The following is a 24,669-nucleotide window of genomic DNA, read 5'->3' as shown; positions in this document are numbered from 1 at the left end:
AAAAAATTACGGAAGATGGGTATTGCGCTCTTATCTATGCCTTTCTACATTTCAGAATGAAGGGCATAATAAAGAACATGAAATAGGCAATTTTTTATTGCCTATTTCATGTTCTTGCTTCAAAACTAATCTTTGATGTTTTTAACTTCTGGTGCTGTAATCACAAAAAGAGCTGATGAATAGTTAACCTCTTGCATAATTTTCCAACATTCTTCTTTTTTTGCCCACTCAGAAACCATTCTTTCATTTGCTGATTTATGAAGTGCCGAATGAACTTCTTCAGATAAGCTTGTTATCAATTGCTGGAACGAATGAGATATACTTTGGTTTTCCCATATTGAGTTGAAATTCATTTTTGAACCTAACTTCAAGAATATAATAGCAAGCGTATAAACCGTTATGTTGGCTTGAAAAGCTTTATATTTTGTCCGTATGATTTTCTGCGTTGTATTAAAGAGTATTGCTTGTGCAACGAGACTTTTATAATCACTTAACGTAGGAAGTTCCTCCCCTGATGGCCATCTATACGCAGATACTGATTCCATGAACTTTTGAAAATTATTTTGAGCCCCCAGAGATACTAGATGTGGCTTTAAGGCATATATATTTAAATATTTTGCCATATCTGGTTTGGTTATTTTTCTTGCTGGTGGCATCGAAGCTTTAAGGTTTTTTTGCTTAGCAGGTGTTGTACCTTCGCGCTCAATCATGACCTTGTAACTTCCTGCTGCACGCTCATAGAACCAACGTCCTACGCCATCAGGGCAATAAGTTGATTGTGCATGATTCTCTAAAGTCACATGTAATGGGTGATTAGCAGCAAAATCAGACTGTTTAACAGCATTTTGGCTATTTGCATAACGGGAAATATCCGCGATCAATTTTTCTTCATTTTGTGATTTGCTAGCTCTCAAGACTATCAATTTGGCAGGAATTCTAACTCTAGACAAATCGACATCATTATATTTCTTTTGTGTAAAGTATAAAGAGGCTGATGTTTGGCCACCATTTACAATCTGCATACCTTTCAACCAAGTAATACCTGGACTCCCATCAGCAGCTCTACCTAAATGAACTTCATCTGCAACGATCACTAAACCGTTGTTATAAGCCATAAAACGTTCTGGTTCATTCCTAAGAGTATCCCTAATTCCTTTATTTACCTTTCCGGTAACACTCAGGAAAGAACGAACATTTGCTTCAAGAATTCTAGAGCCATACTTATCATAAATAAACCGGAGCGCCTCACCTGGGATTACTGTCATCGCGTAATCATACTCACTCATTTGACCAGGAACCCACACACATGGTAGAGGGCCACCAGCAACCTCTTCGAAATTAACGGTGAGCTCATCTCGGGGCTTCCCTTCAGAAAGATGCCTGTACAATCGCTCAACATCCATCACTTCAAGCTTGATTGTTTTACCTTGTATTTCTCTCGATTGAAACTGCTTTGATTTGGCATTCAGAACTCTGTCAGTTAAGACATAAACTCGAATTTGCTCTAGATTAGAATAGTTCTCTTCAATTGCTTGCGCTAATAGGAAAGCTTCACTGGAATCATCCATTTGCTTCGCTAGCTTTTTCTCAGCACATTTAGATACAAAACGAAGGCAATAGTCAGCCACCTTGGCAGCTTCAGATGTTGTCACTGTAACGATTTCATCTACATCAGAGTAAAGACTTACAAAAAGATCTAACTGGTCGAGTTCATCAGACATAGCATAGCCACTCATACGAACATTTGTATTACCCACTTTTGCATCAAAATGACAAACAACAGGCTCAAATGTCATACCGACATCATACATATGTTGCATTATTACTTCTGTAAAGACAGATTCAGGATATGGGTACGGCTCTCCTGGTATTGCAAGTCTTTCATTCAATAACTCTCGAACTTCCGCATTGGTTTGTCTAAGAAAATCAATTAATTCCATATTTGACTCACATCTAATTTATTTAAAACTATATTCAATGGCACATCAGCACATACCAAATCATCTATATCAATTTCATATTTGGCGAATTTAACCCCTGTAGGTACATTTGCTGGAATTAAACGAGGGAAATTAGAATCCACTAGCACAATCCGTATTTCTTTCACCACAAAACATCTTGTGTAGCTTTCCTGATGACTCTCATGATAGCCCGCAATCAACAAACGACTCAAAAGCTCCTCTTGGAGTGATGGTTGTGAGAATAAAATTTCACTTATTATTTCAACCAACTTAGGTAGGCTAACACCGCCTGTCTGAATCTTTAGTCGAACTGCACCGAAGTAAAGAGGATTTATAGTTGAATCATCCAGCTGTTCTAATGAAAGAATTTTTGCAGGGAAGCCCTTTTCTGCAAGAGTTGATTTAACTTCGATTGCCCCACAATCAAAGATAAAGTCTTGCAGTCCACCGCTTGGGCCAAACCATGCTTGTAAGGCGCTTAATGGCTCGACACCATTCAAGAGTAGATACTTTAAAAAAACTAGTTCACCATAAAGACCAATCTCAGCCTCAGAGCTTAATACTTTTTGAGATCGACTCATAAATTCTTGCCAAGCTCTTATCCTTCCAATAAAAAGACTAAAAATATTACTCTGAGATAGTCCGGACTTTTTTATGAGGATACTCATGATATCTCTAATCATTCCAAAAAATATCTCTAGACTTCCAGAAGATGTCCTAATGAGCCCAATCCATTTATAATTGGAATCTAAGCTAGTATCTGAGATACTTTCTACATGGAATCCTTTCCCTTGTGGTAACTGCTTTGAGTTTGGAGAAGACTCTAATTTAAAACCTATTATCAATGCTTCCTCATTTTCTGGATAATGTCGCCCAGCCATTATCTTGCAGCCACTAGAAGCTGTGACGAAAACAGCTTGCCAACCTGAAGATTGATTTACCCCGGCTAAAGCACTCCATGCAGCCTTTATTTCATCTTCAATATTCTGAGCCATATTCTAGTTCCCACAGTACATTATTCACTTCGTATTTAACTTTTGTTCCACTATCACTTCCCGGAAAACTAATCCCAAAAGAAACCACAGGAATAGAAATATCGGAGTGATCTTTAATTTCTGATGGATCTAGAAGATAGATTAACAATAACCCGCGCTGAGGATTTTTAGGAACACCAACTGCCCCAAAGCCTCTGATCTTTCTGATTGCTGGGCCACTCGGATTAGCTGGTTCTTTGCTTTCAGGCTCATTACTTGTTCGTCCCGGATCATTCCCCCAAACTGTGCGGGTTAGCTTTAGTGCTTCCAACCAAGCTTTATCATCTAAGTCAACACCCTCATCAATTGGAGATAGTAAACGGCCTATTGAATATCGATCGTCAGAGTTACCTTTATGTTTTCTTGTAACTAATGGAATCTCATATTTGTTTTCGAGAAGAAAACATGGGACTGACTTATCCTTATTTTGCTTCTTGGTCATAATAGCTACAGTCCAAGAAGTGAGTTCTCCTTGCATAGTCAAACTTTGTATGAAATCTGATAACACTTTACTATTAACTTTCATGGCTGCTGGATGAGTTTTATAATCAACAAGAAATTGAATAATCAAGTCTGCCGGAACATTTAACCACTGCCGGCCAGGCGATCCTTTTCGGTCTCGTTCGGGAACAGCTTCTGAATTGCCCATACCAAGAGCAAGTTGTTCAAATACATTCAAATTTGATCTTAATGAAGCTTGATCTTTAAGTAATGAAACTGTTTCGACCGATTGACCACTAAATGAAAGATAAAGGCTCTTGGAACTTCGCATTTTCAGCCTAGATGTAACCATCAATACTGGATGAGACATCACCTTGAGGCCATATTCGCGAGGAGTTGCTCCAGAGGCCTTCATTAAATCGAACTCTTCTCTAAGTTCTTCTGAAGCATCCGCGATGTGCTCGAACCACTCAACCAACTCATCTGTCGTATATAAACGACAAAGATCTAAATAATCGGGACGATAACCGAACCAGCGGCCCATCTGCATAAGTGTATCGTACATACGAGAAGCTCTGAGAAAATAACTTGTACAAAGACCTTCTAAGGTCAATCCCCTTGCAAGCTTATCTCCACCGATAGCTATAACTTTTAGCCCAACAGCACAATCGGCATAATCAAGCGCTTCTTTGGCAAAACCATTAATAGCTCTAACTTCAATTTCTGAAATTGCAGAAGATAAATCATCTTCTATTTGTGCCCAAGTAATTAGGTTTTTACCCGCTAATTCAGAATTGACGTTATATATTTTCTCAGAAGTAGGTACGAAGTCTTCTTCCCATAAAGATTTAAAATTTTCTATTACTGCTGAGTAGTCTATCTTACGGACTAATCGTTGCTTCAGCCATTCAACATAACCTTCAACCTGCTCTTTAACGACGCCTTGGACCGAAGTGAACCTTGTCACATGTACGAGCATGGAACAATGATCGTCTTTTTGTCCTCTTAAACGCCTTATGCAACACGTCAAAACAAAAGATTCAATAGCTTGTTTAAGGGAGGTTGGTATCCCATGTTCTTCTTCACAAGCAGGAATATAACCATTCTTATGCTTAGTTGGCATCCAACCAGTTTTCTCATCTAAAGAGCAATGATCTTTTACTTGCCGGGTTAAGGGTAATCCCCCCTCTCTTCCGTTTTCAGAGTTAATCCCAAAAATCTTTGCGGGTCCAACATAATTAGAAGATGCTGAAAGGTTTGAAATGAAGGCGGTAGGGAATAGATCTGGCCCCTCTTTAAGTGTTTCACCTCGTTCGTGAATAAAAATATTAGCAAATGGTGTTGCGGTGTACCCTACATAAGCACTTCTTGTAAAAGTATGTAATATTTGTCGGGTTAATCTATTTATTGCCTTCGGTTGATGCTCCAAATCAGGCAAACCACTCTCATCAAATTGCTGCTCACCGGTATCTACGGAAGCATTATCAGCTTCGTCATCTATAACTAGTAACGGTAGATGAGTGACAATTTTTCGATTAGTATCCTTATCTCTTGTATTTGCTACATGATTCTCAATCCATTTAAGTAGCCTTTCCAATACTGATTTATTTTTTTTGACCACAAATAACCACGGTCGCTGTTCCGGTGAAATACCAAGATGTTTAGCTGCTTTAGTATTAAAATCACCTTTTTCAGAGCGATTAGTTGCAAAATTGGGCCTGATAAAAGGATCCCTATCAATAAGCCCAACTCCGACAGCATGTATTTCATCTTCGATAAGGCTTGTTGTATAACCAAGAAAACCTTCATCTAAGCGAATTTGAGTCTGCGAGCGAAGGTTGTTATGCATACCCGCCAGAACAATAATAATTTTATAACCAGCGTCGGCAGCTTTACAAATTAGTCCAGTATAATTACCGGTTTTTCCAGACTGCACATGCCCAACAACTAACCCTCTCCTATCCCAAGGTCCATCCCTGTTGGGGTCCTCTAAATTAGACAATATTTGATCTGTTGATTTATTAAGGCCTTCTACGATGTTCCATGACAACTTCTTTTCCTGAAACTCCCTGTACCTCTGCCAATAACGCCAATTCTGTTTTCGATCCTGATTCAACCAAGGTATATGCCCTTCGTTGTTAACTAGAGTTGCATCATCACCGACCCAAGTACTAGCCCTTCTTATAAGCTCAGCGACCACAGCATCACGATTTAAACCTTCAGACCATTCTTTTTTTATTGAAATAGATAAGTTAATTTTATCCTCAATCATAGAAGGTGTGATGTCCACTTCATCTTCAAGTAGATTTTGTACAAAGGCCAAAACTTTGAGATCAACTGTATTCAATGTCATTAAATTTTCCTTGAGCAATCATAGCTCTTTTTTTAAAGATAAAATAAGTTCTGGGTAATCATGAAAAGGTTCTGTTGTAAGTAACTTCTCCTTGGCAGCTTCAGCGCTGTACCCTTTTTTCTGTGTTAAATTGCTGTACATTATTTGAAGTATACTAATAACTTCCTGTGAGGCTTCACCCTCAAATTTTGTTCTAGGGGTTTCTTTATTATCTGCCGTATCAAGCCATATACGCTGAACAGGAATAGTCTCTTCGAGCACCCTTAGCATAACCTTAACTTGAGGAAGCATTGCTCCAGAATCATCTAACACAGCTCTCACTGCCGGATGATTCTCATCAATACGATATCGAACACCGTCTGCTTTATGTTCAGTTTTCCATGCTTGAATTACAAGTTGAGCATGACCGATTAGATTAGGTTTCCCTCTGGCAGCAAAGGCTTTTCGTGCGCGCGAACGAGTATCTTCAGCTAAATGCATTAACCACTTTTTAACAGCGACGGGGGGAGTTGCTGAAGCCTTTCGAATATCAATTTCCCACTCTGAATCCTCAGTATTGGGAATATCAAGTTGTATTCTAGCCAGCCTATGGGCCTCTTCTTTTGTCCAAGCTCGACCTTTACCTAGTCCGAGCCAGCTTCCCGCCAATAATAATCGTTTATTTCTATAAACATAAAAACCTTGCTGTGCAGTCCAACCATCTGGTCCACCAGCTGATTCAAACTCCTTATCACTGAGCCTATCTTGATGCGGTAAAACATGACACTCTACGCTAACGTCTCGTTTGGTTGGGCTAAAATAAGCTAAAGGAGAATTCCATGCCTTAGCTGGATGCCCGAGAAGAAAAGGGTCCCAGGAACGCACTTTGATACCATTGATATAAAGTTCAAACTTGTTCGATTTATCATCTAAATATCGATGAAAAGTCATTGCTAGATGCCGCTCTACTTTATCAATTAAATCTAAAAAATGTTGTGAAGTGAATCCCTTAGAAACTATTCGATCCAATTTCTCCCATAAGACTAAAGTACCTTTTTTTTTATTTTCTTGCTCTTTAATAAACACTTCACTGCCTTTCGCTGGCCCCTCTAAAAGCTGCCATCTGTCACTACTTGCAAGTATGTCTAAGTCCCAGCGGAGTGAATTAAATTGTCCATTACAACTAGTTGCTACTGTGAGGCTCCTGCATTGAGAAAATGATGCTGTTTTTAGCCCTAATCCAAATCGTCCTAAATCATTACAATTACGGTCATCAAGAGGGTTTAAAACACCAAGCCGCATGGCCGTATCAAGGCCTTCAGCATCCATTCCTAATCCGTTATCAATGATTTCAATTCGACTTTGGTTAGCTGCCCAAATAAAGTTAATTTCGACTTTGCTCGCTTTGGCAGAAATACTATTATCAATAATATCAGCCAATGCTGATGCTGTTGTATAACCCAATCCTCTTAAAGCTTCTACCATTGCACCTGCTCTAGGTGGAGCATCTCTTGAACCTTTCATATATATTTGTCATCCATGCCAAGGTATTCATCAATAGCTTCCAGTCCTAAAAAGTCTCTGAGGTGGTTAGAACGAGAAATATGAGCTAACTTCTTCAATGTCTTTGCTTCAATTTGCCGGATTCGTTCTCGAGTAACACCATACTTAGTACCAACCTCCTCAAGAGTAAAACTATCTTCGTTATCAATACCAAACCTCAGTTTTAAGATGTCTTTTTCTTTATCTTTTAATTCTTCAAGTAGTTTCTGTATATGCATATCTCTATCCTGTGAAATCAATATTTCTTCAGGAGTCTCAGAATCATCAATTAAATATTTTTCAACTTGTTGATTACCGTCACTCTCAGGCTCTAAATATTGAGATTTCTGCAATCGCTCTAGCTGCTCACCGGAGATCTCAAGAGCACAAGCTAACTCATCAAAAGTAGGCTCGCGGCCATAAAGTGAAAATAATGATTGGGATGCTGAGTTGTACTTATTTATTCGCTCAATCATATGGACAGGTATTCGTATAGTCTTAGCTTGATCAGCAATATATCTAGTTATTGATTGCCTAATCCACCAAGTTGCATAAGTAGAAAACTTGTAACCGAGCTTATAGTTAAACTTATCTACGGCTTTCATTAGCCCTATGTTCCCCTCTTGAATTAAATCCAAAAGGTCGATCCCTCTTCCTTGGTATTTATTAGCAATATTTATAACCAATTTTAGATTGGCTAATATCATATCTTCCTTTGCTTCTGCTCTAACTTTTTGCCCACTATAAATGTCTGTCAGTACTTTATTTTTAAATGCCCTATCAAAAGGATCATCTAGCTCTGAATTCTCAATTCCGTTTAGGCATTTTGAGGTTAAATCGGCCAAGACACTTTCTGTCAGAATTAAATTTTCAAAAGAACTTATAAAATTGGTGCTTACGACATTAGCATCGAGGAGGTTGAATGTTGATGCCTCCATTTTAAGAGATTCTATATGCTGAGTAATCCTCTCTAATGGGTAAGAATGGTCTAATGGCTCGTCATCAAAATCATTTTCATTAAGAAACTCATCTTCATTAAAAAAAGTATCATTCAATCCTGTGATATATTTTTTTAGCAGAGCAGCGGGGTCATCTGCATTAACAACTTCATCATAAATGTAAAGAATATACTTATGAGTGGTTGGTGCATTAGCTAAAGCTTGCATGATTAGCTTCAAACCAGACTCTCTGAGTCGACCAATTTCAGCTTCTTGATCTCTCGTCAACACAGCTCTTTTCGGTAAACTAGCCAAATAATATGTTGTAGGGTCATCGCGACTAAAAAAAGTATGTTCTAATAATTCAACAGCTTCATTAGTAGAAAGCTCTTCATCAAATGAGAGGTGGTCACTTTTGGGGAGTATTTCAGTAAAGTCATCCAATATAGTAACACCGGATATCTGAAGGATTTTCTTACAATATAAGATCTTATGAGATAATTTTTCATCATATTGTTGGAGAATCGTATCATCCTGACAAATTTTAAAATTATCGCTGTTTTTTATTCCTTTTAGGTTAAGTATTTCTCGGAACAGTTTCGCCCCATAGATACTAGAAACATAGCTAATAAGTTGTCCTTCACAAATAAACCCAGCATCAATTGCTAAAGAAAATAATTCTCTGAAACTATCATGAATCGATTTGCTTCTGAAAAGCTCAGTATCAGAGCCCTCGATGTCAGGCAGTTCAATAATAATGTCTGACCAATCTTCTCTACTATCGACAAGAAAGTGATTGCTTATGTGGTTTTGAGCTACCTCAGCTGATGCCTTACTCTCAACATTCTCCTCTGGTTTATCAATATCTTCGAGAATAACCCATCCATCGATAGCCTCATGTTCATCGACTTCATCAAGACTAATGATCGTTGTTGAAGAGGAATCTCTTGGCTGAATAAAGTTATATTCAACTGAATTTATAGAAGAACTATCTAAATCATTAGAGGTAGTATTTTTAAGACTTTCTTCGCCGGAAGGAATTTCTAAAGTTTGGGATAAATCATCATATCCTTGGTATTCTGTTTCAGAATTTATCAGAGCCATTTCAGAAACGTTGTAAATTTCAGCTACTTTTTTTGGATATATTACATCTATATTCTTAACCGTTTCGACATGACCCACCAAGACATCATGGATATCATAATGCATACTTTCTTTGGCATAATCTTTAGCTTTCTTGCCTTTACTATCTTCAACTTCTGTATCTGCACCAGTCTGTAAAAGTAGCAGGCAAATATCATGATGTCCCTTACTTGCGGCAAGCATTAAGGGGGTTACACCATTTTTATCTTTGATATTAGCAGAACGAGCAACTTTCAAATGAGCTCTTACTGCTATTGCTGAACCAGATAAAATGGCCAACTTCATTAAGTGTCCAAACTTGCTCTTAACTTTCAAAGTGGACTCCATGCTAGACTTCACCGCTAATCCTTTTGCATCTAAATAGACAAGTTTACTCAATTCCCGAAGTATTAATTATTTCAAAAAACTTCATTCCATACTAATCTATTGATACTTCAATTACTTACACGTAGCAATATAATTTTAAAAAATAGCTGAGGTAATTACACTATTTTAAAGCCCACAATGCTATAAGTGATGTGATCTATGGCAAGGAATACTCCACCACATTGAAATTTTATCGCAGAACTCAACAAATGCTTCAATAGAATCTAATAGCTCAAAATGTGACTTATAGTCCGTAGACCTAAGAAATTGAACGTATGATAATCAGCACAAACAACATCACCGGAAGCGCTAATGAGCAAAATATCTGTAATAAATCTTCCACATGAAGAAACTTATCTTGGATTTGATATTTGTATTGAGCCTAATCAGGATCAGTATCGAGAAGGCTTTTACTGGTCGGTAAGTAGAGATGATGAAGAGCATGATTGTGGGTTAGACTTTGAAGCTCAGCAGGCCCTTGAAGCAGCTTATAAGGCTATCGAAAAGTTAATTAGCTAATCGACAGCCTTAACCATTTTTAGGTGATTATGGAGTGTTACAACAAATTCTGATTGACTGACACCTAAAGCCAAAACGATAGTCTCTAATGAGTCCAAAGTAATATTTCGAACACCACGCTCTACTCCGGAGATGTAAGTTCTATCTATCCCTGACTTTCTTGCCAATTGCTCTTGGCTCAAACCAGCTTCAAGACGTAAGCTTTTCAATGTTGATGCGGTTACCTGCCTTAAAATCATTCTCGTTCCATCAATGTATTCAATTACCCCTAGAATCAACTTCTCAAACTAAAAACTCAACAGACTATGAGTCACAAATCTTACTGATTACGATTAAACTTACGGTGATCTATTACAATATGTCACAGAAGACATTAACACTGGATCGCCTCTGAATTATCAGCAACAATTAGATAATCATGCACAAATCGAATTCACCAGCATAGTCACATCCTGCCAGTGGGGAGAAAAACGAAGATGGACGAAATAATGAATCACAATAATCAACTGATTCAATAGTAAAAAGTTTTGATATTTTCAATGTGTCAGGATAAAAAATAACGATGTGTTTTAGTTGAATGTACTAGGGCAGATCAAAAAAGCCGCTTTATGTAGCGGCTTTAGTCGTAAATAAAACTGTTAGCGGCAGGTTTTAGATTCTTCAATCATGGCACGCTGCACTTCGATAGTTTCTTTAATCACTTTATCAAAAAACTTACGTTTCTCTTTAGATGAACCATTACGAACAAAATCAGAAAAAGGCGTAGACTTAACTTTTTCGCGTGATTTAAACATGTCGTACTCCTATTTTTTTGCTATACCGGCAATGACTTCAAGTGAAGTGCGATTATACTTTTTGCCCAATAATGAGTCAATATCTACAATATTAAAATGAGGTTTTTCTCTTGTACCATCAAGATTTTTTTCCATAAAAATAATATCTATCTGATTAGTGAACATTTTTTTTAATCTACTTACCACTTGTTGCGATTCTAAGAATTGTTCAACAAAAACCTCTGGTGGCACTCGCCTTCCTTCAACTTTTTCTCTCGCCTTAACTAAGCACCAAGCCTGTTCAGGCTCTTGATATACAAAAATAATTAAAACATACCGGCCTTTTTTTAAAGACCGTTCAATGTTAGATTTTGCCTTCTCAAAATTAGATAGCGTAGAGTCTAACAAAAAGCTTACTTTCTGTTTGAGGGCCCTATCATGTATGGCCTCAACTAAAAGCGTAGCAGGTCGCTGAAAAAGAGGAGAGTTTGAACCTTTATAATCTGCAAACTGTTTCCTTAGCTCATCATTTTCAATATGAACAACCTCAACTTTATGCTCTTGCATAAATTGAGAAATGATAATCTTTGCAGTTTCTGTTTTACCTGCACCAGGAGAACCAGCCATAAAAACAGAAACGGCACTTTCTTCCTCAGGTAAATGATCAATCATAGCCTTAGCTAATGACTTTTTTACACTTTTCGCATATGCGATTGCTTTAGCTATTATTTCTTCATCTGTCATAGATACCAACAATACCTACCTCATCTTGGTGTTAATAAGGCATAGGGTTTATAACTGTACGACGGCCCTTTAGCTCGCCGTTATTATCCTGAATAAAATCATACTCTTCTGGAAAAAACTTAATGAGTAACTCAATTATTTTTTCATCCATAAACACTCCTTAGCGAGTCCAGTATTACAAAGCATCAATGTTAGCGTGTAAACACCTTTACCAAACTTTCTTAAACAACTCATACTACTTGCTCAGAATTAAGTTAACAGCAAGAGTAAGCGACTGGTAGCTTTATGCAACTGCTGCATCAGAATCTATGGATATTCATTTATGCTAAGCTTGGTCTATCGCAAGATCCGTGGTTTCAACTAACTTTTTAAAAAATGTCAGGCACTTTTTCATGTCCGGACGGCTGACTAGATGAGTGGCTTGCGTGTCATTGATTGAGCGGTGTACAGCTTCGCCTCTTTTCTTAATCCATTGGTTCAATTTAGATCTAGCTTGATCAGCATCACCATCAATCCAAGTCCATTTTTCTGTCACATCTTGATGTAGAAAACGCTCAAACATTCCCTTAGTATTTTTCGAATTTGGAGTATTAAACCACTTCAACTCATTTTCTAAAGTAGATTTAATAAAATTTGCGACTTTCGAGCCTTCCAGAGTCCGTAAATCAGCGGTTAACCTTTCTTCAATGACATCTTCTACATAGGTTTCCCATGCGGTTAACGTCATGATTAATGCGGCTCGTTTAAGCTCTTCAGGCTCTCTTTCTCTGCCCTCAATCTGGTTTAAGTGATCGTAGGCCTGCAAAATTCTTTCGGCGTCTTGAATTGCATTCTCAAAATGTTCTCTCGCTTTAGACATAAGTACTCCTTTACCTTTAATGTTTATTATTCTGAAGATCTAACCAGCTTGAAAACTGATGCAATGGGTCACAGATTTTGTCCATCGGCGACAAACTATCTCCTATGACTACACCATGCACGGCCAAGGCTTGGCTGTCCTTACGATTGTTTATTTTACGGGATAGACTTGACGACACAGAAAACTCACCATCACTAACCAATAGAATGTCAGCCTGTTGCCATTGCAGCTCATCACTTCGCTCAAGAGCTAAATTGAGTGGTCCTTCTGCATCTGTACCACCACCAAACGACATAGATAAAAAGAGAATCATCCGCTCCAATCCTGCCATATTGGGTGTCAGCTCAATTTCTTTAACTTCCCCTTTACTGCCGAACAAATAGACAAAGCATGCTCGTTTCTCTTTTTGGGCGACACTAATGCACTGTAGAACAAGCGCCTTAGCAATATTCTCTGGGGTTCCAGTCATAGAACCTGAAGTATCTAAACACACAATCATAGGACCACGATTGCGATTTAGCTTATTTCCAGAATGGCTTTCTTTGACATCTTGTTCTTGCTCCGTTAGCTGGGTCACCATCTCAGTACCTTCAACGGCATAACTCAACAGAGCATGTTCAGCTCTGCGAGCATGCCATAATTTTTTAAGTACTGGGTGGCCGAAAAAAGCAGCTTCTTGTGGCAGCATTCGACTAATAGAGTCTGAACGAGTAATACCTTTGGTTTCCATCGGCACTAAGGGAGTGGTAATTTCGACATCATGGCGAAAAGTCATGCTCATACGTGAAATAATTTCTTCAATGATTGGCTCTCCCTCTGAATCTTTCATTCTTCCCAAGGTTTCAATTACTTCACGCAGTTGTGGGATCTGCTTTACAATCTTTTGCAGCCTAACTAGATTCATCCAGCCATGACTTTGAAACACTCCTTGAGATAGATCCCAACCAAGACCGGTCACTAATCCCAAATCAGTAAAAACCCCCTCTAACTCTTGCCATATTTCTAGCCTTTCAGACCAGATACTAGGAAGCTTAAATAATTGTCCACCAGCACTGTTTACTAGCTGAATCCAAGCATTGAGCTCAGCTTGTATTTTAATATCTAAGCGTTGAGCATCATTAAGTGCTAAATGCTTTTGTTTTTTTGAAGAACGGCGTTGCTGTTGAATTGCTTCCAATTCTAGTCGTAATTGCTCCAGAGCTTCCTTTTCTGCAATGATCGCCAACTGTCGTGATAATGTTGATGTCTGTCGCTGTAAGCTCTCTAGCTTAACTAATAGGTCACGAAGCAAAGCATCGGTTACCTCTGGGTTATCTTTACAATAGCGCGCCACACCAGATGCCTTTATTGAAGTCGCGATTTCTTGTTGTATAACCTCAGGGAGCCATGGGCAAGGTAAAGATATCTCTTCTGCAGCCAACAGTTGTGAACGTAACAGTGCTATTGACTGGCAGCGAGTTGTTAAGTCGCCACCCGATAAAGTAACCACCGCAGGTAACAACTCATTCGGTAATAACTCAATGACAGCAAACTGATGGTCTAACTGCGCCAACAATCCGACCGAATGCTTCGTCATCGTTGGATTAGATTCACTCACACAGTTCACCTTCTAAAGCCTCATCTTCAGATACATCCGAAACCATGTATTTAGACTCATCTTCTATCGGTAACTTGGCAAATCCAGCCTCTAACTTTAATAACTGCGACAATTGATGTTGAGTATGTGAACGTGCATTTTCAAGGCTGGCCGTGACCTGAGGGAGTAATGCCTTGTCTAACCAAATGTGGTCATTGAATATTGATGTAGCTGACTCTAGTTGTGTATTTAAAGCTTCAATATGTGATTGAGCAGAATTTTTTAAGTCACGTACTTGTTGCAATTGACCTTGAATATGAAATTCAGAGTAAGTAACAGCTTCCATTGCTGGTAAGTAGTCCTTTTCAATCATGATAGGAGTATTGTCTATATTGCTTCTGTACCGTTGTAATGCTCTAGTACTTTCCTCATTTTCCTCTTTATCCCAATAAAGCAATTTCCCTTCTTTATCAGTCTTCTGCACTTCTCCTGAAGACTTAATCGTTTCATTCCCTTTAGCATTAATAAATAAAGGTTGCCCCTTAGCATTATTCTTTTGTCTTTGCTGCGTTTGATCAAACTTCAATTTATGATCCCAGACAGATATTAAACTAGTCAAATTTTTATGAGAAAACTCACCGTTTATAGCAACAGCGTTTTCGTAAACATTTTTTAGCCCTTGAAGTTCTTCCGGTTTATTCCAGAGGCAATGAGGCAAAATCCATGCATCATAATTACTGACTTCATTCATCCCAGCAGTAAATGCTGACACTTTCATTAATTTAATAACTTTTCGCCAGCGACGGTCTGAAACATAAATATCCTCTCGCTGTAAATGCTCTCTAAACGCCTTACATAGCTCAATGACTGAAGGTGTTACTAACACCTTTTCAGACAGCTGCTGGACTTCGATGAGATCTTCTAACCTTAGGCGCACCTCTAACTCAGGGTCAAAAGCTGAACCCGATAGCATCAGCAAGCTTTGAAAACTCTCGTTCGATACTGGTGCAACAAAACTTCGCAGCATAAATCTGTCATAGAGCGCTGAAAGTTCTTCTCCTTCAGGTAACTCATTACTAGCCGCTACAACGGAAATTAGAGGCACTTTGTATCTGCGATTACCATTGTCAAACTCTCGTTCGTTCAGCAATGTTAGTAAACTATTTAAAATGGCACTATTGGCTTTAAATATTTCATCAATAAAAGCAACCGAAGCCTCTGGTAGGTAACCACTGGTTAATCGCTTGTACCTGTCTTCTTCCAGCGCTTTAATAGACAAGGGACCAAATAGTTCCTCTGGTACAGAAAATCGCGTCAACAAACGCTCAAAGTAGCTAGCCTCAACAAAAACACTTTTCAAACGCTTAGCCAGCTCACTTTTTGCTGTGCCAGGTGGCCCGATTAACAGCACATGTTCACCAGCTAATGCTGCTAATAACATTAGCTTTACTTGCTCATTACGCTCAAGCAGCCCGTTGTTCATTTCATTAATTAAACTGGCTATTTTCTCTTTGCGTGAAAGTAGGCTTCTTGGTGTTTGATTTTTCAAAGTTTACATCCTTATTTTAAGTGGCTGTCCGATACAAGTTCCGGGATGAAGCTGTAATAGCTAGATTCATGCCAATGTATAGCGCACTACTTATATCCCTAGTTTTTTAACTCTATTACTCAATGTTTGATGATTGTTGTAACCCAGTAACTTTGCTACTTTACTTTTATTCCCATCATGCAGCTCTAGCGCTTTGACAATATAATGGCTCTCAACTTCCGATAATATGTCACTTATATCAAAGCCTTGATGGATATCCCGTTCTAAAAGAGACTCTTGTTTACCGTCCATAATAAATAAGGCTTGTCGTATTTCTGCTTCATCGATGCAGTCTGAACCTGACCACAATGCAGCTCGCAGTAAAGTCGCCTTCAATTCCCGAATGTTGCCAGGCCATTTGTGTTCTTTGATAACTTTTTTTGCAAGATAGGAAATATTTTTACCTTGTAGTACAGAATGCTCTTTAGCCAAGATCTGCATTAGTGAGTCCACCAAAAAATCTAAATCACCTTGCCGCATTCTTAATGGCGGTAATTGCAAGACGCCTATTGCGACTCGATAAAACAAGTCTTCACGAAACCGACCATGGGCAACTTCATTAATCAAATTTTTATTGGTTGCCGTGATTAATCGAAAATCGCTACTTTTCTCATCAGAATCTCCTAGGCGGGTATACTTTCCATCTTGCAGAACTCTAAGCAACCTTACTTGAACAGCTGCATCCAATTCCCCAAACTCATCTAGAAATAAAGTTCCGTTATGAGCCTGCTCAAATACACCTGATTTGTCTGAAACGGCTCCAGTAAAAGCCCCCCGCTTATGACCAAAAAGTATTGAATCAATAAGCTCTGTTGGGAAAGCTCCGCAGTTAACAGCAATAAAGGCCTTGTCTTTACGGGAGCTGGCATTGTGAATAGCTCTAGCAAACATCTCCTTACCAGTACCGCTCTCGCCATAAATAAGTACTGGTACATCCTGTTGCGCCAATATTTGTGCCTGGGACTTCAAGATTTGCAAATTAGGCTCAATTGTAAGGATGTCATCAAAAGCAGAATCTATAGGCGCTTCTAATCTGGCGAGATTATTTAATTCGGATTGGTTTAATTTAGTAACAGCAGGAATATATTGGGCAGATAATTTAAAAGGTATATTAATGACTTGTACTCCCTGCTCTTTAGAAGCTTGATAAAAAGTGCAAGGGAAGCGTGTTTTACCCAGCAAAACCCAAATAGCCTGCATAGCTGGGGTACCGGGGCTGAGTAAAATACTTAAGTCAGAATCGGACTGCATAACTTCTGTCAATAATTGCTCTGCTGCAATATAAATGTCTTCATAATCGATTGGAGATAAAAGGTTGGCTTTGCGTGCATTAACCTTACTCTTCACCCGCTCTGACAGGAGTGATACATACGGCCTTACTTCATCATCACTATAATTATAGATAAGTTCAATAACATCAAATTTAGCGGCTTGGATCGTTGTCCAAATGGGACCAGTCATTTGCCCTTCAAGCATATTTAGGTCATTTCCACCAATCCAACTTACCAGTAATCTTTTTTTGTTCATCCCTAAGCCCAATTCGTATCTATCCATAGTGATCACTACTAGCGTCATTCACATAGATTCATCTAACAGTCAGCAAATCTACAATTGTCCTACCATTTATAAGTGGTAGGGCTAATAATGACATATATCATGTGGTTACAGTAATTTGCAATGTGAACTTGACGAAATTGATAAGGAGCAACAAATTAGATCTAACTCGAAATTAATTTACTCCAACAAATCCCGCTCTTCTACCCTTTCCAATATCCAATCTTGCACTTCACTATCTACCCAGGCTACCGCTCTCAAACCAAGGCTTACAGGTTTTGGAAAGGTCTTATCTGCGATGTAGTTATAAATAGTCGAACGCCCTAGCCCAGTGCAATCCATCACTTCTTTCAGTTTAATTAGTCTCATTGTGAATTCCTCATATTTGATTCACAACATGGGGAACTCTGGTAAATTTTAACTTTGCAGATCATCGTTCTCGAACGGATTTCAGGTATATATCACCTATGTGCATAAGCAAACTAACTCATCAAAGGAATCTCGTTATGCACAAAAAATCAAATACAAACTCGAGTGAAGCTTGGCCAATAACCTCTCTAGAGATACTTCAGAGTGCTGCAAATATCATTGCAGAAAAGCTCAACTATCAAGACGCATACACCAATCCACAGACAACAAAAGACTTTCTGACATATAAGCTAGGCGGTTATGAAAGAGAGGTCTTTGGCGTAATGATGCTGAATGCACAGCACCAGTTAATTGAATTTCGTGAACTGTTTTTCGGCACGATTGATGCTGCTAGCGTATACCCTAGGGAAGTGGTGAAGGCTGTACTTGAAGTTAATGCTGCTGCAGTTATCTTTGCTCATAATCATCCCTCAGGTGAGCCAGAACCCTCACAGGCAGACAAACAGATAACAAAGAAGCTAACTGATGCTTTAGCGCTTATCGATGTCAGGGTATTGGATCACATCGTAGTGGGCACGACACCAGTGTCTTTTGCCGAGCGAGGATTAATATAGCCATTGCCTTGCACCCCTGTGCTAACGACCGCTGATAACACATCATTTGCTAACACATCTATTTCTTTTCTACTCCCACAACTTACCCGCCACCAGCAAACAAAGGATTAAGAGCGCATGCCCTTAATCCTTTGTTGTGCTGTGTGTGTTATTTAAGGAACTCATATGACTATTTCAATTGATACCAATCAAAGACCAGCAATGCCGATACCTTTCTATCAATTACTGACGCAAGAACTGCTGAACACCAGTCCAAAAGATGCCAATGCAATCACCTTATATTTTCGTGATCCAGACTACTCACCTGAACGAGGTGGATTTCATCCTGTTGAGGTAAGGCTTGAAAAGCAATTTGATCATTGGCGTTTAGTCTATGTGACTGATTTTGCCTTTCACGGTTATGAATTAATTAAGGACATTGATATCTGCTTTAACAGCAAGCAGGTCTATAGCTCACTTGGTGGGTGGATAAACCATGATGAGGGTGAAGAGCTCATTGAGCTATTTAGCGACAATTTCATCAGTTATCACCATATGGATGTTTACCAAGTTCAAGTCGCATTGGGTTAAATATCAGATTCAAATCCAAGTTCCCATATTGGTAAAACGGGAACTTGGGAACCCAGCAATATCAAGGGGTGTAAGCAATATTACCTTTTGAAGTACTCAAATCGTCTTTATAGCCCAAATAAGGAACTTGAACATGGCGGAAGTACAAGCAATCAAAAAGCATGAAACCATTCAACTCATTGGCCATTTATTGGAAATGCGCTGTAGTAAGCAAATGGCCGATATTTGGAATATCGGCCTTAATCTTGCGCTACGGATTTCTGATTTATTGGCTATCCAATTTGATGATATCCAAGGAGAACGCCTCATTGTCAAAGAAATGAAGACAGGCAAGCAAGCTAACATCAAGCTCAACCACAAGGTGTTAATGCATATTCAAGATGTCAGGGCTGAAAACCCACAACATATCTACCTCTTTCAGTCCTTCCGTAATCAACAGTCTAAAAATATTAAACCTAGGCCACTCACTCGACGTGCTGTTACCAAAGCATTTGCGTTAGTAGGTGAAGAACTAAAGCTAGCGCTTGGCACACACTCAATGAGAAAGACCAGAGGCTACCATCTTTACCAAAACACTAAAGATATTGGTCGTGTAATGAAGATGCTAAGACATAGCTCTGAGGGAGTAACACTGCGGTATATCGGCATTACTCAGGATGATGTTGATAAGGATTTTGTTGAACTGGAAATTTAAATATTTGTTATTACAACCACACTAACCATTAACTCACATCACTGACAAAAACCTTACAGCTAATAGCTCTGCCTCATGTGACTGAAGCTTGAAATCTCCCCTCTAAAACTGATTAATAACTTCACTTGTACTACATGCGGTTATTGCTATTAGCTCATTAAGCTTTTGATTAAGGAAAGCATATGAACTCATTTCAACCTGGCGATCACCTTGTCACTAATCTCGATACCCTTGGGTTAACAAAGCACCATGGTCTCTATATTGGTAACCATAGAATTATCCACCTAGCCAAGAGCGGCACCATAGAAGAGATAGACATTGGATCCTTCTCTAATGGCAACTCTATCTGGGTGAAGAAATCGACTTATTTTCCAGATTTAGCAATCGAATATGCGCTTAGTAAATTAGGGTGTACTTCATATAATTTAGTCACTAATAATTGTGAACAATTCGTCAATGAATGCTTGGATGAACAAAGAACATCCAATCAAGTAAGTAACGTCTCGCATCTTGCCATTCAAACTGCTGCAAGGTCAGGATTACTAGGCAGAGCAGCATCAAAGGTGGCTACAGGTACGATAGCAAACGTCGCATTAGCCTCTACTGCAGCTAAGATAACCGGTGAATACTTAGGTCTACCCGATAACGTCAATACGGTATTGGGTATGCCTGGTGACCTTGTGGGTAAGCCATTGGAATGTTTATTCACTGGTACAACTCGAACACTAGAAGATAGTTATGATTGTCTAGCTAAAGGTGAGCTGTCGAACGCAGGTATTAAACTAGTAACTGGTGCGATAGAAACGGGTACCACAGCGTTGATATTTACCCCTGTTGTCGTCACTGTGACAGGAGCTAAAGCTGGTGTCGAATTAGTATCAGATGCCTGGCATTGGTTATGGGATTAATGTCTATATAACATTAAGAGAGAAAGTGGATATAAGGCCACTTTCTCTCTATTTGGTTTCTTTTACTTCTGACTCAATAACTTGAAATATTGAGCTCTGTACTCAGTTACCAATGCCTTATATACGACTATAACCAAATGAACGAGTCCTATCACCATAATGCTTAGTCTCTAACTTGGCAAAATAACTCAATCGATAAAAGGCGGCATTAAATATCAGCGGGTAATCCAGTGCATTCTTATTAATATAGTAAACGGGCTTATCCCTGGGGAAGTGTACTAAATCTCCGGTACTGTATGCATCTAGGCCTAACGCACTGGCCCAGGCTTCAACTATCTTGGTACTCAAGTTTTGCCCACTACGATTGAAATCACCTAGATGATTATAAGCATCGTTATTAAGCAAGATAGCCACATGGTAATGGTCCGTATCAGCATCAGCTCGCTCCCTTGCCCAAATATGACGCAGAGTACAAGGATGCACCCGCTTACGTTCACGCAGCTTACGAGCTCTATCATTTTCAATTCTGGAACCGAGAGACTTAAAGAAGCGGGTGATGACATTGGTGTTATAGACAAATGGTGAATCACACAACCCCATCAATTGTGGCAAGTGCAAATCAAACCTTATCATGAAAGTTCTAGGATTATCACTCAAGGCGTTCTGTAACGTCTGTAACGTTGCGTTTAAGTACTCACAGCTTAATGGTCTAGAAATAACATCTAAACCTTGGTATTGACCATTGTTGATGATAGTAAGGTTAGTGTTAGCGGTATGACGTGTTTGCATGTTGAAACTCCATATAGGTTATTGATTCATAACTTATATGGTTCGAGTATTTTTCAACTTGCTCGGCCTCTTTACATATTCTTCAGAACGTACGGTCTAGAACACTATCTAACTAGATAAGACAATAGTATTAACAAACCGACAAACCTAGTCCCTGAAACACAAGGCATGCTTTGACATTTGAGCATTCAAGACAAGGGATCTATGGGGTTACGTTACTCGACAATTAAACTAAGAAAGAATTATACGATATCTAGTCGACACGGGTACTTTTACTCGAATTAGAAAATGAAATATCAGATCTCAAGTTACTTTATTGAAACGAATTCGCATCTAGCATAATTCAAAAAATAATTGATGTGGAACTAACAACACAATATTATAAATTAAAAAAACTTAGCACCCACCACCTACCCCATTACCATCAAGAAGACTTAAACTCCCATAAACACTAGCTTAAACCATAATAATACAACCTAAAAATCCAATGAAAACCCAATAAAAACCCAATAAAAATCAAATTAAAAACCATTAAAAACTCATCGAAAATATAGTTAAAATTTACTTTAAAACTTATAAAATAAATCTATAATTAAGGTACCTTTCGCTTATGGTTACAATTTAAATGTCTATAGACAATTTTGAGTTTAAAAAGAAATTAGAAGATTTGAATGATCTCGATTTGCATTTTTTATACACGAGACTACTCCAATACCATTGGCTTGTTTTGCGGGAAAATCAAACCAGTATTACGTCAAACGAAGAAAAGATTAGTAGAATTTTAAATCACCAAAATTATGCTCATCGTAAACGGTTAAATTTTGAAGTCTCAGTTGATGAAATACTAATCCAGCGAGTTAGCTCAAAAATACCCAAAGAAAATTTAGATTGGATTGATCCAAGTAACTATAGGCAGTGTATTTTTGTCTGGATAGTCATTCGTAATATTTTTACCCCATCCATAGGTGGTCTGTTCAAGTATATAAGTGATTATGAAGATCACCTTATGACATTAGAGCCTTCAACCGCTTCTAAATGTTATAATCTTGCCCTTAACTTTATGTATATTTGGAGTTTAAATTTAGATTATAAACTTCAAAAAATAGCCGAATTAGAGAGACATTGGCAGCAAAACGTGGCGTTTAAGCACAAAATGCTTAAATTTATCGAGAAAGGTAATGATGAAACGAGTACTTGGCTCATTTCTTACCTTTCTTGTAGGTACCAAAGTTTCCCTAAAGTTCATTTATTCTTTAATACCTTTAAGGAAAAAAAGTCATTAACGTTAGCTTTAATTGATAGTTGGTTTATTCCAGATGCAGAAAAAACTATTGCCTTAGATAAAGCATATACGGCGGCACATGGTAAAAAATTTAATGGAAAGCCCAAAAATCTTAAAGGGGCTAATTTTTGGCTTGGTGCTGAACAAGTACGGATGCTTTCTGAAATAGCAAAGAAGAAAAAACTATCAGAAAAAGATCTATTAAACTCGTTAATTAACGACACATATTTACATTTACTTAAATAGCGTCTGCTACCAGGAAATGGTGGGTACATCGGTGGGTACAAATGAGCATTACCTTAAAGAATGCCTATAACTAACTGTTATAATTGTACTTATATTTTTTAAATACATTCAGATCCAAAACGTAGAGTAACGTTTCTCCTTGCTCTCAAATGCTAAAAAATCCGTAATGACAAATGTTATTACGGATTTTTTGTTTTTAGCGCTTTGTGTGACGGTTTCCTATTGAGTGAAAAAGTAGGACTAAAATGGTGACTAATTTGATTCGTCATATCGGTTAAAAAATCTAGTTATTCATTTGAACTTAAGCTAATACATATCAATGTCAATTATGCATCAATGTGCTAGAGCCCAAAGCACATAAGGTATTGAGCTATTAAGTTAGGCCAATTTCGCCCCATTTAATAGACAAGCAGATCGCCATCAACTACCCTCATATATGCCGTTAAAATAAACAGTATCTCGTTAAGAACAGTTATTAATGGCAATGAAGGAATAACAAAGCAGGGGGCCGAAAAATGAAAAATATTTTTGTTTTTGGTGCGGACGAATTCAACCTTTCCCTAATGCGTTCGCTCGATTCTGCCCATGAATATTGTTTTCATGAGCTTTATCAATATTCAGAGGTAAAGACAGGAAAAGAATTTCCGGTCGAAACCTTGTATGAAGGCGCTTTAGCGCGATTGAATAGCTATCCTGGCTCCGTAGATGCCATTGTTGGCTATTTGGATTTCCCCGTTAGCACCATGCTCCCTCTATTGTGCCAATCTTTAGGCTTACCCTCTCCCAGCTTTGAAGCAGTACTCAAATGCGAGCATAAATACTGGAGCAGGTTGGAACAGCGCCGAGTCATCCCAGAATACATCCCAAACTTTTGCTCGGTTGATCCTTTTAAAGATGATTATAAGCAGCAAATCACCCTCGATTATCCTTTCTGGCTTAAGCCGGTAAAAGCGGTTTTATCACACCTTGGGTTTATGGTGCGTAATGATAGTGAACTCGAAATGGCGATTATGGAGACACGCAAAAAAATCTACTGTTTTGCCAAACCGTTCAATTACTTACTCCAATTTGCCGACTTGCCAGATGAAATTGCCGCTGTTGATGGCTATCACTGCATCGCCGAAGGAATAATCTCCCATGGCCAGCAATGTACGCTTGAAGGCTATGTTTTTGATGGCAAACTGTGCGTCTATGGAGCTGTTGACTCAATACGTGAAGGTGAGCATGGTTCCAGCTTTTCTCGCTATCAATATCCATCATCAATCCCACAGCCTGTTCAGGACAAAATGATCGCCGTCACCGAGCGCTTCCTTACCGCTATCGATTTTGATAATGGTCCATTCAATATCGAATATTACTGGGACAAGGATAGTGACCATATCTGGTTGCTAGAGATCAATACTCGTATTTCCAAGTCCCATTCTCCATTATTTCGCAACGTCGATGGCAAGTCACATCACCAGGTAATGCTGGATTTGGCCTTAGGTAAACAACCAGTATTTCCCCATCGTAAAGGTTTATATAAATATTCGGCCAAGTTTATGTGGCGCACACATACAGATGCACTGGTAAAACGGATACCCACAGAGCAAGAAATACAGGCCATTACCCAGCGTATCGCGGGCACTGATATTCAGCTGCATGTCCGTGAGAGAATGCGCCTGTGTGATCTTAATTATCAAGACAGTTACAGCTACGAGATCGCAACTGTATTTATCGGTGGTGATAGCGAACAGGAACTGTTGCAGAAATATCATGATGTACAACAGGCATTACCGCTGGAACTTGTACCACTGCTTTAAATGACCTGCGCGATAACCATAAGGA

Annotated in this window: 21 protein-coding genes; 7 read left to right on the top strand and 14 right to left on the bottom strand. The window is 38.6% G+C overall.

The features are described from left to right. Window positions 1-125: 125 nt before the first annotated feature. From H5181_RS02585 to H5181_RS02565, 5 genes are read right to left on the bottom strand one after another with little or no spacing between them, the layout of a single operon-like run. Window positions 126-1,940, bottom strand: coding sequence for an AIPR family protein (locus tag H5181_RS02585; protein ID WP_182750139.1), 1,815 nt, complete (start codon window positions 1,938-1,940; stop codon window positions 126-128). Beyond that, the gene (locus tag H5181_RS02580; protein ID WP_182750138.1) at window positions 1,931-2,956 is read right to left on the bottom strand and encodes a PD-(D/E)XK motif protein; all 1,026 of its coding nucleotides are present in this window, start codon (window positions 2,954-2,956) and stop codon (window positions 1,931-1,933) included. The genes H5181_RS02585 and H5181_RS02580 overlap by 10 nt, the downstream gene beginning before the upstream one ends. After that, on the bottom strand, window positions 2,940-5,789 hold the full coding sequence (locus H5181_RS02575) for a Z1 domain-containing protein (protein WP_182750137.1): 2,850 nt from the start codon (window positions 5,787-5,789) through the stop codon (window positions 2,940-2,942). Before H5181_RS02575 ends, H5181_RS02580 begins: the two co-directional genes overlap by 17 nt. A gap of 18 nt (window positions 5,790-5,807) precedes the next feature. Then, window positions 5,808-7,292 carry an ATP-binding protein gene (locus H5181_RS02570; RefSeq protein ID WP_259396920.1) on the bottom strand — a complete coding sequence of 495 codons (1,485 nt, stop codon included), beginning with the start codon at window positions 7,290-7,292 and terminating at the stop codon, window positions 5,808-5,810. Further along, entirely contained in the window at window positions 7,289-9,706 is a 2,418-nt protein-coding gene (locus H5181_RS02565; RefSeq protein WP_220491631.1) for a sigma-70 family RNA polymerase sigma factor, read from the bottom strand. The genes H5181_RS02570 and H5181_RS02565 overlap by 4 nt, the downstream gene beginning before the upstream one ends. A gap of 363 nt (window positions 9,707-10,069) precedes the next feature. Between H5181_RS02565 and H5181_RS02560 the strand changes: the two genes are divergently transcribed. Then, window positions 10,070-10,276, top strand: coding sequence for a hypothetical protein (locus H5181_RS02560; RefSeq protein WP_182750135.1), 207 nt, complete (start codon window positions 10,070-10,072; stop codon window positions 10,274-10,276). Here the strand turns inward: H5181_RS02560 and H5181_RS02555 are convergent. From H5181_RS02555 to H5181_RS02520, 8 genes are all read right to left on the bottom strand, one after another. Continuing rightward, complete coding sequence (locus H5181_RS02555) at window positions 10,273-10,515, bottom strand: helix-turn-helix domain-containing protein (protein WP_182750134.1); 243 nt, start codon at window positions 10,513-10,515, stop codon at window positions 10,273-10,275. The genes H5181_RS02560 and H5181_RS02555 overlap by 4 nt on opposite strands. Window positions 10,516-10,914: 399 nt before the next feature. Beyond that, window positions 10,915-11,070 carry a hypothetical protein gene (locus tag H5181_RS02550; protein ID WP_182750133.1) on the bottom strand — a complete coding sequence of 52 codons (156 nt, stop codon included), beginning with the start codon at window positions 11,068-11,070 and terminating at the stop codon, window positions 10,915-10,917. 9 nt (window positions 11,071-11,079) lie between these two features. Beyond that, entirely contained in the window at window positions 11,080-11,793 is a 714-nt protein-coding gene (locus H5181_RS02545; protein WP_182750132.1) for a zeta toxin family protein, read from the bottom strand. Between the two features lie 325 nt (window positions 11,794-12,118). Continuing rightward, window positions 12,119-12,652, bottom strand: coding sequence for a HEPN domain-containing protein (locus H5181_RS02540; protein ID WP_182750131.1), 534 nt, complete (start codon window positions 12,650-12,652; stop codon window positions 12,119-12,121). A gap of 16 nt (window positions 12,653-12,668) precedes the next feature. After that, entirely contained in the window at window positions 12,669-14,249 is a 1,581-nt protein-coding gene (locus H5181_RS02535) for a VWA domain-containing protein (protein WP_310734262.1), read from the bottom strand. Continuing rightward, window positions 14,242-15,777: an AAA family ATPase gene (locus H5181_RS02530; protein WP_259396919.1), complete on the bottom strand. Its 1,536-nt coding sequence runs from the start codon at window positions 15,775-15,777 to the stop codon at window positions 14,242-14,244. The genes H5181_RS02535 and H5181_RS02530 overlap by 8 nt, the downstream gene beginning before the upstream one ends. A 90-nt stretch (window positions 15,778-15,867) precedes the next feature. After that, window positions 15,868-17,343, bottom strand: a complete 1,476-nt coding sequence (locus H5181_RS02525; RefSeq protein ID WP_182750164.1) for a sigma-54-dependent Fis family transcriptional regulator — start codon at window positions 17,341-17,343, stop codon at window positions 15,868-15,870. A 207-nt stretch (window positions 17,344-17,550) separates the two neighbouring features. After that, window positions 17,551-17,739: an AlpA family transcriptional regulator gene (locus H5181_RS02520; RefSeq protein WP_182750130.1), complete on the bottom strand. Its 189-nt coding sequence runs from the start codon at window positions 17,737-17,739 to the stop codon at window positions 17,551-17,553. 137 nt (window positions 17,740-17,876) lie between these two features. Here H5181_RS02520 and radC point away from each other — a divergent pair, with 137 nt between their 5' ends. The 4 genes from radC to H5181_RS02500 all read left to right on the top strand — a co-directional run bounded on the left by radC (window position 17,877) and on the right by H5181_RS02500 (window position 20,525). After that, window positions 17,877-18,353 carry a DNA repair protein RadC gene (gene radC / locus H5181_RS02515; protein WP_182750129.1) on the top strand — a complete coding sequence of 159 codons (477 nt, stop codon included), beginning with the start codon at window positions 17,877-17,879 and terminating at the stop codon, window positions 18,351-18,353. A 165-nt stretch (window positions 18,354-18,518) separates the two neighbouring features. Next, window positions 18,519-18,923, top strand: coding sequence for a DUF2787 domain-containing protein (locus H5181_RS02510; RefSeq protein ID WP_182750128.1), 405 nt, complete (start codon window positions 18,519-18,521; stop codon window positions 18,921-18,923). A 133-nt stretch (window positions 18,924-19,056) separates the two neighbouring features. Further along, window positions 19,057-19,617 (top strand): tyrosine-type recombinase/integrase, encoded by a 561-nt coding sequence (locus H5181_RS02505; protein ID WP_182750127.1) that lies wholly within the window; start codon window positions 19,057-19,059, stop codon window positions 19,615-19,617. 182 nt (window positions 19,618-19,799) lie between these two features. Next, window positions 19,800-20,525, top strand: a complete 726-nt coding sequence (locus H5181_RS02500; protein WP_182750126.1) for a lecithin retinol acyltransferase family protein — start codon at window positions 19,800-19,802, stop codon at window positions 20,523-20,525. Between the two features lie 117 nt (window positions 20,526-20,642). On the opposite strand, the gene H5181_RS02495 is transcribed toward H5181_RS02500, so the two are convergent. Then, entirely contained in the window at window positions 20,643-21,314 is a 672-nt protein-coding gene (locus H5181_RS02495; protein WP_182750125.1) for an inovirus Gp2 family protein, read from the bottom strand. Window positions 21,315-21,939: 625 nt separating this feature from the next. On the opposite strand from H5181_RS02495, the gene H5181_RS02490 reads away from it, so the two are divergent. Both H5181_RS02490 and H5181_RS02485 read left to right on the top strand, forming a co-directional pair. After that, window positions 21,940-22,842, top strand: a complete 903-nt coding sequence (locus H5181_RS02490) for a hypothetical protein (RefSeq protein WP_182750124.1) — start codon at window positions 21,940-21,942, stop codon at window positions 22,840-22,842. Window positions 22,843-23,357: 515 nt separating this feature from the next. Next, window positions 23,358-24,644, top strand: a complete 1,287-nt coding sequence (locus H5181_RS02485) for an acetyl-CoA carboxylase biotin carboxylase subunit family protein (RefSeq protein WP_182750123.1) — start codon at window positions 23,358-23,360, stop codon at window positions 24,642-24,644. The last annotated feature ends 25 nt before the right edge of the window (window positions 24,645-24,669 follow it).

This window comes from Shewanella sp. SG44-2 (genome assembly GCF_014164215.1).
In the GTDB taxonomy this organism is placed as follows: domain Bacteria; phylum Pseudomonadota; class Gammaproteobacteria; order Enterobacterales; family Shewanellaceae; genus Shewanella; species Shewanella frigidimarina.
This window is presented reverse-complemented; position numbering and strand designations above follow the sequence as displayed.